Origin of the sequence: Bacillus sp. CGMCC 1.60114 (genome assembly GCF_042676365.1) — a bacterium.
Classification (GTDB): domain Bacteria; phylum Bacillota; class Bacilli; order Bacillales; family Bacillaceae_G; genus Bacillus_A; species Bacillus_A rhizoplanae_A.
In genome coordinates, this window is record NZ_JBHTHG010000107.1 from 107710 (window position 1) to 121924 (window position 14215).

The 14215-nt window shown below is 35.1% G+C and carries 13 protein-coding genes and 1 pseudogene; 3 read left to right on the forward strand and 11 right to left on the reverse strand.

Translation table 11 applies throughout. The features are described 5' to 3' along the window. Nucleotides 1-8 precede the first annotated feature (8 nt). Entirely contained in the window at nt 9-1931 is a 1923-nt protein-coding gene (gene thrS, locus ACFQZ1_RS15605) for a threonine--tRNA ligase (protein ID WP_377883272.1), read from the forward strand. A 68-nt stretch (nt 1932-1999) separates the two neighbouring features. Here thrS and ACFQZ1_RS15610 read toward each other — a convergent pair whose 3' ends face one another. The 7 genes and pseudogenes from ACFQZ1_RS15610 to ACFQZ1_RS15640 all read right to left on the reverse strand — a co-directional run bounded on the left by ACFQZ1_RS15610 (nt 2000) and on the right by ACFQZ1_RS15640 (nt 8106). Then, nucleotides 2000-2413, reverse strand: a complete 414-nt coding sequence (locus ACFQZ1_RS15610) for a TraB/GumN family protein (RefSeq protein ID WP_377883105.1) — start codon at nt 2411-2413, stop codon at nt 2000-2002. A gap of 181 nt (nt 2414-2594) precedes the next feature. Next, complete coding sequence (locus ACFQZ1_RS15615) at nt 2595-4265, reverse strand: ribonuclease J (RefSeq protein ID WP_377883106.1); 1671 nt, start codon at nt 4263-4265, stop codon at nt 2595-2597. 1023 nt (nt 4266-5288) lie between these two features. Then, nucleotides 5289-5564 (reverse strand): annotated as a pseudogene (locus ACFQZ1_RS15620) (shikimate kinase); the annotation flags it as partial. A gap of 134 nt (nt 5565-5698) precedes the next feature. After that, complete coding sequence (locus tag ACFQZ1_RS15625; RefSeq protein ID WP_377883107.1) at nt 5699-5905, reverse strand: HAD family hydrolase; 207 nt, start codon at nt 5903-5905, stop codon at nt 5699-5701. Between the two features lie 40 nt (nt 5906-5945). Then, the gene (locus tag ACFQZ1_RS15630) at nt 5946-6299 is read right to left on the reverse strand and encodes a hypothetical protein (RefSeq protein ID WP_377883108.1); all 354 of its coding nucleotides are present in this window, start codon (nt 6297-6299) and stop codon (nt 5946-5948) included. Then, complete coding sequence (locus tag ACFQZ1_RS15635) at nt 6296-7186, reverse strand: PhzF family phenazine biosynthesis protein (RefSeq protein ID WP_377883109.1); 891 nt, start codon at nt 7184-7186, stop codon at nt 6296-6298. Before ACFQZ1_RS15635 ends, ACFQZ1_RS15630 begins: the two co-directional genes overlap by 4 nt. A 173-nt stretch (nt 7187-7359) precedes the next feature. Then, nucleotides 7360-8106, reverse strand: coding sequence for a Nif3-like dinuclear metal center hexameric protein (locus tag ACFQZ1_RS15640; RefSeq protein ID WP_377883110.1), 747 nt, complete (start codon nt 8104-8106; stop codon nt 7360-7362). 171 nt (nt 8107-8277) lie between these two features. Between ACFQZ1_RS15640 and ACFQZ1_RS15645 the strand changes: the two genes are divergently transcribed. Next, on the forward strand, nt 8278-9321 hold the full coding sequence (locus tag ACFQZ1_RS15645; RefSeq protein WP_377883111.1) for an ArsR/SmtB family transcription factor: 1044 nt from the start codon (nt 8278-8280) through the stop codon (nt 9319-9321). A gap of 4 nt (nt 9322-9325) precedes the next feature. Next, entirely contained in the window at nt 9326-10558 is a 1233-nt protein-coding gene (locus ACFQZ1_RS15650) for an MFS transporter (RefSeq protein ID WP_377883112.1), read from the forward strand. Between the two features lie 230 nt (nt 10559-10788). Here ACFQZ1_RS15650 and ACFQZ1_RS15655 read toward each other — a convergent pair whose 3' ends face one another. The 4 genes from ACFQZ1_RS15655 to iscB all read right to left on the reverse strand — a co-directional run bounded on the left by ACFQZ1_RS15655 (nt 10789) and on the right by iscB (nt 14208). Continuing rightward, the gene (locus tag ACFQZ1_RS15655) at nt 10789-11208 is read right to left on the reverse strand and encodes a GNAT family N-acetyltransferase (protein WP_377883113.1); all 420 of its coding nucleotides are present in this window, start codon (nt 11206-11208) and stop codon (nt 10789-10791) included. A 42-nt stretch (nt 11209-11250) separates the two neighbouring features. Next, nucleotides 11251-11763, reverse strand: a complete 513-nt coding sequence (locus tag ACFQZ1_RS15660) for an NUDIX hydrolase (RefSeq protein WP_377883114.1) — start codon at nt 11761-11763, stop codon at nt 11251-11253. Between the two features lie 42 nt (nt 11764-11805). After that, the gene (locus ACFQZ1_RS15665; protein WP_377883115.1) at nt 11806-12702 is read right to left on the reverse strand and encodes a PhzF family phenazine biosynthesis protein; all 897 of its coding nucleotides are present in this window, start codon (nt 12700-12702) and stop codon (nt 11806-11808) included. Between the two features lie 258 nt (nt 12703-12960). Then, nucleotides 12961-14208, reverse strand: coding sequence for an RNA-guided endonuclease IscB (gene iscB, locus ACFQZ1_RS15670; RefSeq protein ID WP_377883117.1), 1248 nt, complete (start codon nt 14206-14208; stop codon nt 12961-12963). Between the last annotated feature and the right edge of the window lie 7 nt (nt 14209-14215).

Here is a 14215-nt window from a genome sequence, read left to right on the forward strand (position 1 = left end):
TGATAATGATGAGTGAAAAAATGATTCAAATTCGTTTTCCAAATGGTCGTGAACAGGAGTACGTGAAAGGAATTACATTAGAAGCAATTGCAGAATCTATTAGCCCTGGGCTAAAAAAGAAAGCTATTGCAGGTAAAGTGAATCATCAACTATTTGATTTACGCAGAGGCATACAGGAAAATGCAGAAATTGAGATTTTAACTTTAGAATCAAAAGAAGGCTTAGACGTACTGCGACATACTGCAGCCCATATATTAGCACAAGCTGTCAAAAGAATACATGGTCACATCAACTTAGGAGTTGGTCCTGTTATTGAAAATGGATTTTATTATGATATGGATCTTCCAAATAGTATTGCGGTTGAACAGTTAGTTCATATTGAACAAGAAATGCAAAAAATTATTGATGAAAATTTAGAAATTCAACGAATCGAAGTAAGCCGCGATGAAGCAAAGCAAATATTTGAAGAGCTCGGTGATCATTTAAAACTAGAGTTATTACAAGATATTCCTGCTGATCAAAATATAACTCTTTACAAACAAGGTGAATTTCTCGACTTATGCCGCGGACCACATTTACCGTCTACTGGCTTTATGAAAGCTTTTAAATTAACAAACGTTTCAGGGGCATATTGGCGCGGTGACAGTAATAATCAAGTCCTTCAAAGAATATATGGAGTTGCCTTCCCTTCTAAAAAGGAACTAGATGAGTATGTAATCTTTTTAGAAGAAGCTGCAAAACGAAACCATCGTAAATTAGGCAATGAATTAGAATTGTTTATGTTCTCTGAAGAAGCTCCAGGAATGCCATTTTATTTACCGAAAGGACAAATCATACGAAATGAAATGGAAGCCTTTTTAAGAGGGATTCAACAAAAGCGTAATTATCAAGAAGTCCGTACTCCTTTTATCATGAATCAAAAATTATGGGAAAACTCTGGTCATTGGGACCATTATAAAGAGAATATGTATTTCACAGAAGTTGATCAAGGAAAATTTGCCTTAAAGCCGATGAATTGCCCTGGCCATATGCTGATGTTTAGAAATAAACTGCACTCTTATCGTGATTTACCAGTTCGAATAGCTGAATTCGGCCAAGTCCATCGCCATGAATTTAGCGGTGCTCTAAATGGGCTTCTCAGAGTTCGTACATTCTGTCAGGATGATGCACATATTTTTGTAACACCTGAACAAATTGAAAATGAAATAAAAGAAGTAATTGATTTAATCGATTACGTATATCGTACATTCGATTTTCAATATGAAGTTGAGCTCTCTACAAGACCGGAAAATTCAATGGGAGATGACGAGTTATGGAACAAGGCGGAAGGTTCCCTGCAAAATGTACTAGAACAACTAAATTTCCGTTATAAAATCAATGAAGGTGACGGAGCATTTTACGGTCCGAAGATTGACTTCCACATTAAAGATGCTTTAAACAGAAGTCATCAATGTGCAACTGTACAGCTCGACTTCCAAATGCCGGAAAAATTCAATTTAAGCTACATTAATGAGAAAAATGAAAAACAACGTCCTGTTGTGATTCACCGTGCTGTATTCGGTTCACTTGACCGATTCTTCGGAATCTTAATCGAACACTTTGCTGGAGCATTCCCAACATGGTTAGCTCCCGTACAAGCAAAAATTATCCCTGTATCAGTTGAGGTTCATGAAAAATACGCAAAAGAAATAGAAGAAAGGTTAAAAGATGCTGGTGTACGAGTAGAACTTGATCTTCGCAATGAAAAACTCGGTTATAAAATGCGAGAAGCACAAGTTCAAAAAATCCCATATGCCCTTGTTGTTGGCGATCAAGAAGCTGAGCGTAACGAAGTAAATATTCGAAAATTTGGAGAACAACAATCTAAAGCTGCACCATTTGACGAATTCTTTGCAAATATTCAGCACGAAATTCAAAATAGAAGTTTATAACATAAAGGAAAACGTGAGAAAGCCCAAAAATCATTACAGCTTACTCACGTTTTCGTGTATATGATGTACTATAAATTATTTGTAATTGTATAACCTTTCTTTTTCAGCAAAGTTAATACACCATTTTCCCCTTCTAAATGTCCTGCACCAACAGCAACAAAATGAACATCTCCACTTATTATAAACGCTTCAAGCTGCGGTACCCACATCGTATTTCTTGCTTTCACTAAATATTCATCGATCTTTTCATTACTTTGCTTTTTGAATTCCTTCTGTACATCTCCTTTTTTATAAGCTTCCATCAGCTTTGTGAATTGTTCTTTTGCAGCTTCTTTTTTAGGAAGCTCTTTAATTAACCGATCAGCGTCCTCATCCGGATATGCTTTTTGTAAAAATTCAAACTGCATCGCGACACTTTCAAGGGATTTATTTTCTAAATGTAAAATGATAATAAAGTTATTTAATTTTAAAAGCTCAAACAAGCATAACCCCGTTCCAAATTTAGGACGGGGTTAAAAATATAGTTGTTTAATTTTTAAAGTAAGATATTTCACTACACTAAAAAATATAATAATAAAGTCGTTTAAAAATCTAAGTTTTATTCAACAATAGCGCCCGATTGTTGAAGATCAATTAATTCATTTTTTTAAAACTTCTCCCCTATTAAATTTCAATAAGTATAGGAACAATCATTGGTCTTTTCTTAGTATGTGTATATACATATTGTCGTATTGATTTTTTTATTTGTTTTTTCATTACATTCCATCGGTTTCTATTTGCTTCTTGTAGCTCGTTAACAGTTTTTATAGTAAGGCGATTAACGTCTCTTCGGAGTTCTGAGAAATCTCTATCCACAAATCCACGAGAAATGGTATCGGGTTCAGAAATCAGTTTACCTTCCGCTTTGCTCATAGTTAAAACAATCATGAGCATCCCATCCTCCGAAAGTTGTTTGCGGTCTCGTAACACAATTTCCCCAATATTATCGACATCCCCCCCGTCTACGTAGGTATTCCCCACTGGTATTTTCCGGGTCTGACGGGCAATGGTATGTTCAATATCGACAACATCGCCATTATTGATGATAAACGTGTTTCCTTGCTCTACTCCAACAGATTCACCTAATAAACGGTGATGGTGTAGCATTCTAAATTCACCGTGAATGGGAATAAAATATTTTGGTTTCATTAATGTAAGCATTAGTTTTAAATCTTCTTGATAACCATGGCCAGAAACATGCATTCCGGATGTACTTCCTGATCCATAAATCACTTTGGCTCCAAGTGCAAATAAGTTGTCTACGATACTCGTAATATTTCGTTCATTCCCGGGTATTGGACCTGCTGCAAAGATAACCGTATCTTCAGGTAAAATGTCGACACCGCGAAAGTTTCCAGTGGACAGGCGAGCAAGAGCAGCCAATGGTTCTCCTTGACTCCCCGTGCATAAAATGGCCACCCTTTCAGGAGCCATTTCATTGATTTCATGTGGGTCAATTAACATTCCATCTGGAACTGTTAAATAACCACGTTCCATAGCAACCGCTATAACATTAACCATACTTCGTCCAAGCAACGCAAGTTTTCGATTTGTTTTTTGCGCTGCATTCACGACTTGCTGAACGCGACTAATATTTGAAGCAAAGGTAGAAAGAATAACTTTGCGTTCGGCTTTCATGAAAGCTGCTTCCACATGTTCACCTACCATTTGTTCCGATGGGGTCAAACCAGGACGCTCTGCATTGGTACTCTCAGATAATAGAAGCAAGACCCCTTCTTTGCCGATTGCAGCCATTTTATGAATATCCGAATTCTCATTATTCGCAGGGGTTAAATCGAACTTGAAGTCCCCCGTATGTACAATATTACCCTCTGGTGTGTGAAAGACTATTCCCAAGCAATCAGGAATACTATGGGTCACTTTGAAAAAACTTACACTTATTTCTCCGATTGTCAAGTTTGAGTTTGAGTTGATTTCAATAAGTTCACTTTCTCCTAGAAGTTTATGTTCTTTTAATTTGATTTCAATTAATCCTAGTGTGAAGCGTGTGGCATAAACAGGTACATTCAATTTTTTTAAGAAGAACGGGATCCCCCCGATATGATCTTCATGTCCATGTGTGACAATTAAAGCCCTGACTTTATCTTTATTTTCTACTAAATAAGCTATATCAGGGATAATCAAATCAATTCCTAATAAACTTTCATCTGGAAACTTATTGCCACAGTCGATAATCACGATATCGTTTGAATATTCAATTGCATACATATTTTTCCCGATTTCATTCAAGCCGCCTAAGGCGAAGATAGATAATGCATTTTCTATTGTACTCAAATTTATATCCTCCCAATTTAAATATAATCTTAGTATGCCCTTTGGGTTTCCCTTTATCAGTGGGTTGAATGCTCGAGCTCCCTACAAAAAAGGGAACTCTAGACTGTTTTTCCCTAAAAATAATGACTACAACATTGATGTCTTAGTTTCCCACATCGTTATTGAAGTCTTTCCTCCCATGGAGACAGCTGCTATTGAAATCACTCATGGTTTTCGATTCTTAATAAAGACACAATTCAGAAAGATATGAAAGTATGTCAGACAACTTGGTAGAACTAGTAAAAACACAACCTGGATTTATTAGGATTGAGAGCGTAAGAGATACGAAGAGTATAGTATTACAATTTCTTATTGGGAATCCTTAGAAGCAATTCAAAAATGGAAAGCTAATACGACTCATCAAGTAGCACAACAAAATGGAAAAGAAACGTGGTACAGCCAATAAACGTGTAGATTTGTAAGGTGGTAAGAGATTATTCTTTTAAAGGAATTGATTGAGTTAGTAAATTCGTCTAAAGGAGCTTGTAATTAAGCGACCTTTTTCGCTCTAACGGCGCGTTTGTTCAACCATAGGAATAGAAAAATAATCAAACTTTATTCTAATCCAACAGGTATTCCATTAAAGAGCCAGATTGTTTAGTAAGCATATTTTAATAAAACTGTATAAATATTGATACATGTACAGTTTCTCCTTAGGGGAAAATTCATAAATATTAAAAAATATACTACAATCAATTAATTTTCAGAAACATGTTAGAGTGTTATTCCCCTATTTCGCGGGATGTGCAAAAACACCCTATTTGAAAATTTGGCTTTATGTGTAGCTTTAGAATAAGGATTGATCAAATTAATACTAATAACCTTGATAAACAAGCAAAAAGAAAGAGCGTGTTTTGAAAAAAGATTGATCAAAACACGCTCTTAATATATTTTATTAAATCATCCTTTTATAAAAAAGTTTGATAATTTTTGTGAATCTTACTCAATTAAAGCGCCCGATAATTGAAGATCATTCACGTGATTTTATAATTCAAACCTTTTTGACACTATTTCAGCTACTTCTGCAGCACTCAAATTTGTATTATTAATTTTTATATAGTTCTCATTTTCAATTTCACCTTTATGGGAGTTCAATCTGTATTTTTCCATTGATTCCCTTAGTTCATTCTCCGACCAATCAACGTTTCTTTTGGTAGGTTTATGCTCAAGTCGATGCGGACTTTTATTTCGTTCCAGCCTCTCGTTCATATCGGCTTCTAATTCCACAAAATAAATAGTGGCACCCTGGGATTCAAAGATTTCACATGTTAGACAAAGTTGACTTACCCGAGCCCGGAAAACCTGACATTTGAAGAAAAAACATAAAATCACACCTTCTATCTTTACATAAGTCTCATTATCAGTTAAATTGATTAATTTTAAATTCCGTTACATTAGTTATTGTTGAACAATATATGCCGTATTTCTGTGACATCTGATACGATTGCAATTGGAATATGTGTAGTAGTTTTGGAAAGGTTCTTTGCATTAACCCAAATGGCGTCCATCCCAGCTTTTATTGGTCCAACTACGTCATGAGTCCAAGAATCACCAATGAAAAGAGTTTCCTCCGGCTTTTTACCAAAGTGTTCCAATGCCACCGTATAAATTTCTGGATCTGGCTTTCTATAGCCTAGTTGCTCAGCATGGAAGTAACAAGCTTATAATTGAATTATTTATACCAATACAAGCCATACCTGTTTTTAAAAAAAGTGCATCAAGCTCATCAATAAGTTCTACATCAGGTAACACGTTAAAATGAGAAAAAGCATGCTTCCACCTAGCCCTTCTAAATTCCGCTGGAGTTAGTTTACGATTCTTAAAACGCTCCAATAAGGATTTTGGGACATGTAATTTTTTCTCAAGGAATACTGATGCATCAAGATTTCTTGTTATAGGATGCATTTCAAGAGTCTTAATTAGCCCAACATTAAACCAAGTGGAATCAAGAAGTGTATCGTCCAAATCGAATAAGAGTAAACTATATTTATTCAATTCTCTCCCCCTTTATTTCTGTTAATAGAAATATATTGTTCTTGAAAATGAGAAGCAAAGCCTCCTACTTGAACATCTATAATATTACCAAGATTAGTAGATACATTTACAACAACCTCTGAAGGTTTATCCATTACATACCCTTGCTCAAAGGTAAAGGTACTATGTTTTTTAAAATTGTTATTTTGCCGTATTAAATAACATGCTAGTGCGGCATTTGATGTACCGGTAGCACTTTCTTCTGGAATATCAAACAAAGGTGCAAAGTTTCTACAATGAGCTGTGGAATTATGTAGTGTTTCCAGTGTAAATACATGATAGCCAGTTACATTATGTTTTTTACTTATTTCAGTAATTCTTTTCATATCAGGAGTCATCTTTAGTAGGTCTGAAAGTCTTCTTACAGGTATAATAATATCGCGTAAGCCTGTAGATACAATTTGAATAGGCATATCAGGTATTAGTTTTTCTTTATCTAAATTTAAAGATTTAGTAATCTCTTCGCAGGGAAGTATTTCAAGAAAATCAGGAAGAGTTTGTTGTAAAGATATCATTTTATTGCTATGCATATGTACACTTAGTATTCCCGCTTTTGTCTTTATTGTATATATATTTTTCGTTATCGCTCTAATTTGAGCTAATAAGGAGAAAGTAGCGATTGTAGCATGTCCACATATGGCAACTTCTTCATTAGGTGTAAAGTATCTAATCTCATAATCTGAACTTGCAGAAGAATAGACAAAGGCGGTTTCGGAGAAATTTAGTTTGTTTGCAATAGCTTGCATAGCTTCTGTTGTAAGACCCTTTGTGTCTAAAACAACCCCTGCTGGATTCCCACCTTTTTCATCTTTAGTGAAGGCATTAAACGTATATGTTTTAATTTTCAATCCATTTATCTCCTTCCCCCATTTTATTGTGTTATAGATGCAGAAAGTGACATGTATATTCCATACAAATCTAGTTCATATAAGAAATATCTATAGCAAATAAAGAGGCTTGCACCTTATTCTTCAAGGTTTAAGCCTTTTTTGGTGATTTTATACAAAAATATATTAATCTATTACTCTATATGCCCTTCATACAATTGAATAATCTCCATAGAGTTATCCAACTCCTGCAGCCTTTTTACGAAACTTTCCACACCAAATATTTCTGTAAATGTATGACTACCTACGATAAGATTAATATTTTTAAACTGTGCATACTGAACTGTATATAACGTCTTTTCTCCTGTGATGTATGTATCGCAGTCACTGTTTAACGCAGCTTGAATATGATCAGTTGAATGTCCTGCTCCTGTTAAAATACCAACTCGTTTTACTTCCTTATCATTATTTTTCCACGCCTTCACCTTTTCACCCAGTTTATTCTCTACTTTTTCTACCAGCTCGGAAAATGAAATTGGATTTGTAAATTCACCAACTCCCGGTAATTCTTCATCGTCACAAGAAGAATATGTTATCATTTCATCAATTTCAATTGTATGAAATAACGAAGTACAAGTTCCGAATTCAACAAAATCTAACGGTGAATGTACCCAAAAATGATTGATGTTATATTCTTTCAGTTTAGTTAGACAAGCTTCTTCCATTCCGTATAGAAACTCCCATGCAGCGTGGTGTGTAATCATCATATCTACATTTTCTTTCTTCGCTTCTTCAATTGTTTCGAGCGTTAAATTTGTTGCATAACCTATTTTATGAAAATGTTCATTGCTTACGTTTGTTATACCAAACTGATCTCCGTACTTATGTAAATGTTCTCCAAATATTTCTTCAATATATTGTTTGAATTGTTGTATATGCATAATTCCCTCATCCTTATACTTTCAATGTATTTTAACCATATACAGATTCTTTATTATTCTTGAAAATCCTTCCTTTAAATCTCATGTTCTACGTATTTCACTAAATTATTCGAAAAATATTGAAAATAAAATTCTGAAAATGTAGAATAAAACAAAAAAGGAGGATGAACAATGAAAGTAATGAACTTAAATGTGACAAGAGAAACGTATTCTGTACAAATTAAACATTCGATTTTATTCGAAATAGGATTAGGTATTGCGGCTTTTACGTATTACGATTTTCACCATACTTTTGAAAAGCCGATAGAGTATTGGAAGGACATTGAGAAAAAATTACCCGCTACCGTTCAAGAAGAACTACAATACACGTATAAACACAATACATGGTTCGCTTTGTTACAGCTACTTCACTCCCGTTCTTTTGATTCTCTTGAAAGCTTTTTTCATTTTCTTGACGAACTAACTGAAGAGGAATTACGTTGGCACTCTCTACCTTATATCGGATTGCAGCATGAAGATAATCGCCGAAAAGCATCCCAGCAAGACCATACAGCTATTACTTCCCTTATAAAAGCTTGCCAACATCATAAGTTCTTTCCAGCATACATTAAACATATTTCATCTATTAATACTTCCTTGCTTAAACAACACTTAAAAATCATCTCTAAAGGTTGGTATGAAACAGTGATACAACCTAATTTCATAGAGTTCAATAACATGCTTGAACGTGATGCCCAGCAAAAACGTGTGCTTCAATCAACGTATCATCCAGAAGAGCTTGTCAAATATATAACAGGTAGTACGTATCAACCCGAGCCTTCTATTCATCAAGTTATACTTATCCCGCAGTATGTGTACCGGCCTTGGAATGTAGAAACGACTTTACCAGGGATTAAAGTGTTTTATTATCCCATTTCAGACGATAACGTGAGTTTAGTAGAAGATCCTTATACTCCGCCTTCTACATTAGTTCATAGTTATAAAGCACTTGGAGATGAAACGCGATTAAAAATTATAAAGTTGCTAACAGAAAGAGATCACTCACTTCAAGAGCTAACCGAGCAACTCAAAATTCCAAAAACGACTCTTCATCATCATTTGTCTTTACTTCGAGCAGCACGCATCATTAACGGCAAAGGTTCTCGGTATTATATACAGCTTGACCACTTAACTTCTCTCCAAGAAAAATTACATCGCTTTCTAGGAAAGGAGTAAAGAGATGGAGAAAAATCAACATGCGTTTTCAAATCGTTCTTTTTTATGTTTATGGCTCGGCGAAACCGTTTCTGAACTTGGAGGAGCGATAGGTGCTTTATGTAATTCGTTATTATTGTACGAACTAACTGGATCAAAATCGGCAATGGGGACGCTTTGGTTAACGTATTTTATCCCGTCTTTAATTCTTCAACTCTTTATCGGTCCTTTCATCGACCGGACAAGCCGTAAATATATTATGCTGTGTTCTCAAATTTTAAGAGGAATTGTGTTCCTCTTACCCGCTCTTCTTATGTTCTTCGGGCAGATTGAGATATGGAGTTTGTTTGTCATTCAAGTGGTACTTGGGATTCTGCAGCCTCTTTATGTTCCAGCCGCATCGGCCCTCCTTCCTACAATTGTACAACATGATAAATTAACACAAGCCAATTCCTGGATTGATGGCACAATGCGTACAATGAGTTTCTTAGCTCCTACATTAGGAGGACTCATAATAGCTTACATCGGAACTGTGTCTACTTACATAGTGGTAGGAATTTTATTTCTTATAAGTGCCGGTAGCCTTTCTTATCTCCATGAGCCTTCGGTTATACACGATAGTAAAAAGGCTACTTGGTTAAAACAAATCATTGCCGGATATCAATACTTTTTCAAACAACGTCCACTTATATGGCTTGGATTCTTTACTTCTTTAGTCCAATTTAGCGTCGGGGTAACGATGGTAATCAATGTTCCTTATATAATAGAAGAATTCAAAGGAGCATCTTTTTCATACGGCCTTTTTATGGGAAGTTTTCCTTTAGGGTATGTGGTCGGTTCTTTCTTAGTAGGTAAATGGAGAAATAAGTGGTCGCTTAGATATTTCATGCTTTCAGGTCTATTCATGGGCGGACTATCCTTTTTCTTACTTGGCTTTGTAACATCCTTTCCCTTTGCCCTTTTGTGCGAATTTCTAGGAGGTATTTGTTTTCCATTTTTCAATATTCACCAAACAAGTCTCCTTCAAAAGACCGTTCCTTCTCACCTTATGGGACAAGTGTTTTCTGTTCGTCTCTTTCTAATTCGAGCTACTATGCCTTTAGGTATTTTATTTGCGGGACAAATTGTAGAAGTCTCTGGAATCCGTCTTTTGTATATCATGATTGGTAGCTTTATTCTCATTCCTGCTTTATTCGGTATGCTCTTGCCCTTCTTTTCCTTTTTAGATGAAGAGAAAGGTGGCGTTACTAATAGCTAGTATTCTTTATAACATAAACAAAGGTTCTTAATTTAACGTTGAAATAAAGTTTGATTAAAAGAATCCATTCTGAACAAAAGTTATTTAAAACGAATTCTTTCCTTTTCGTTATAACTCTATTTTTTATAAATAAATTGAATTACTTTTTATATTTCTTCTGTAACTAACGCACCTAGTTAGCTTAGTGTGACAAAAAAGAGCCTAATCAAACAGGCTCTTCATTATATATTTCATTCATATACCATAACCCAATATCTTTCCCTTGGTTCTCCTTCTTCAACAACTTTCTTCCAACCTTTATTTTCATAGAATTTCATTGCTTTTTTATTCTCAGATACGCACTTCAATCTTAATGGTTTATTCATTTTTTCTATGGAGGCACTAAGCAATTCTCCACCAACACCCTTACCGGAATAATCAGGATGAACAAATAGATTATGTATAAAGTTTTCTGGCAAGTATAAAGAAGCAAAACCAAGAATATGATTATTTTCTTCTACTAAAATAATATATTCTTCTACAGTATCCTTATCAAAATCTTCTAGAGTCATTTTTTCTATATCCGCCCAATGGAAACTTTTACGACGTGATTCTAAATATATCATCCTTAAAGCCGGATAATCTAATTCACTTGCTGCTCTAATATTCAAATTTTTCACTCTCACTTTCTTTTATATAAATAAAAACGGATTTTACTCACTTAATTCATAAGCTTTTTTCAGTTCCTTTAAAACAAAATTTTCTCGATGTATCCATCTATTCTGCTCACATTGGTTAACAATTTTTTGATTTTGATTAATCGCATCTCCAAGCCTCACCCATCGGGGTGTAAATTCTTGTTCAAACTCGTAGTCATCTAATTTTTGAGCAGTTTTCTCACCGTTCACTTCACAAAAATAATAATGTGAAGTCATTTGAAATATAGCGTTTTTATCATATTCATCTATATACCTTTCAATGACCACACCCATTTTATTTCTAATTTCACAGTTATGGTAGCCCGTTTCTTCTGCCACCTCTCGCATTAGCCCTTCTGCATGGCTTTCATTCTTTTCGACTCCACCACCAGGGAATTTATAATCTCCAATGTTCGAATGAACGAGAAGAATCTTATTGTCTTGAATAATAATAGCTCTGACAGCTTCTCTGTAGTTTATCTTAACTTTGTTTTCATCAATTTCTGAAATTCCTAATAATGCATTCAAAATCAGAATTCCTCCATTCTTTTAAATCAAATGATTCACTTTTTATAAAGTAATTTCAAACCCATCCACATACACCGCACTTCCCGAAATTTCAACTCCGAAAGTATCATTATGTTCTTTTCTCACTACTACTCTCACCCGTCCATCTTTCCCTATTTCATGACCCTGCTCTACTAAAAACTCTCTTCTATCTTTAAATTCATCATCAATAAAGGTAACGTAATATGCTCCCATAACCCCGGAAGCTGTACCAGTTACTGGATCTTCTATTGTACCAGCATATGCTGATGAAAAATGACGTGCATGCATGTGAGCATTTGAGTCGTATGTTTCTAAACAGAAAGGGTGAATCGAAGCTCGAGGTATTTCTTTTAAGATAGATGGAAATAACTTGTTGTTAGGTTTCATCTTTTTAAACGATGCAAGCTTTTTCACTGGAACTAATAAAGTCCAATTCCCTGTACTTCCATATACAATTGGTAAGTTTTCTTCTAACTCATTCTCATGCAAACCTATGGAAGCCGCTAATTCTTCTCTTGAGCCATGAAATTTTTGAAACTGTGGATTTGCTTGCTTCATCGTTATGTATGGTCTGTTTTTTAAATCCATCCCTATTTGTATTGGTAAAACTCCTGCTTTCGTTTCAATTGTGAATTTCCCTGTCTTTTCTATTAAACCTCTAGTTTGTAATGCGTAAACAGCAGCTACAGTTCCATGACCACAAAGATCCATTTCATATCCTGGTGTAAAGTAACGGATTCTCCAGTCTGCCACATTGGACTTCATTAAAAACGCGGTCTCATTAAATCCAACTTTATAAGCGATATTTTGCATCTCATCATCTGTTAGTTTGTCAGCATGTAAAACAACTCCTGCTGGATTTCCCTTATTTGGTTTATTGCTAAATGCATCGTAATGAGAAACTTTAACTGTTTTCAATAGATTCATCCCTTTACTATTTATTTCTAGTAACTAAACTATTAATATATTATTTCAACCTTCACATATACACCATTCCATTAGAACGATTTCCATTCATCGTTACATATTCTATTTTTTCATAAAAACTACTCCCTCTTCTCATGACCACACATGTTGTTCTATTTTAACGTATTTCCGAAAGAAGTCTCCATCTTCAAGCGTGTAACAGGCAGTAGCCTAGTGGTAAGGTGGGGATGAATTTCGGTTAGGCACAGCCTAACTCACTTGTAAAAACAACCAATTGTTAGTATGGTGGATACATTCTATATCCAATATCTTCACTTGTTTATAGGATTTAGATGGATTTTGTATATAGTTTCCATCGATATCTTGTACGTACACCATTTTCCCAGTAAATCCTGTCACAAATCCTACTTGTCCAAATCCTTTCACCTTATCACCTAAATAGATTCCATTTACATGTGATGTATTTTTCTTGTTTCGGTTTGCATTTGTATTTTTTATTTTTCTTCCTTTTCTTGCAGTTGCCTCATGAAGAGAACGCTTTTTCTTTCTAAATTGCTTGATGCGAAATTCACCACTTTGGTCATATTCTTGTAACCGTTTTGAATTAGTAATCGCAATGGCGTCATTTACATGTGTTTTGGATAAACGTAACTCTTTTCGTTTCGGTGTTGTGCAACTGCCATACGTAATCTCACAATCTAAACGTTTCATGATTTGCAAACGCAGTATATTCATAAAAGCTGTTTCTTTATATTGTTTTGGTTTCTTGAAATTGTGTTTGATTTTCCCTTGATGGAATTTTTGATGACATTCTTCATGTACCGTTACAAGGTTATCTGCCATATCAGAGCCGCCGTTGCATCGTTCGATGATATGATGCGTATGCAAAATGCCACTTTTCTTTTTACAAATTTGACACGTATAGTTGTCTCTCGCAAATACGTAATATCTTGTATTCCAAAAGCCAAAAGCATCTCCTTGTTGATATTCAATTCCTTGTATGTCAGGTTTTTTTAGTTTTTGCGCATCAAATTTCCCTACTTCGACAATGACTTTTGGGGAAGGTACGAGAGATTTGAGTTTCTCTATCCAATGAATAGCATTGTCGATTCGACTTTGAATAGAGGGTGGTAACCATCCTTCTTTCTTTTTTCGATTCAGAAAACGTGGTTTTCGGTAGCGGGTTTTACGTTGTCTTCGACTTCTACGTAGTGTAGCTCTAAGAATCAGGTTCTCTTTGACGTCTTGGCGTAACGCAATGGTTCCTTTGGCGAGTACTCTTTCTTTTGTGGTAATTGCAATGCCTACATACTTTGCACCACTGTCAACACCGATTGTAACAGGTTGTATCGTTTCTCCAGTAGCGTATTGGAGCTGAATGGTAAATGGTGTGTACCCTACAATCTTTGCTTTTCCTTGTCTGAGAAGAAGTCGAGCCTTACGAGAACTACAAGGCATAAGTGGTTCTCCTCGTGAATTCTTGACAAATACACGCATGTTTTGT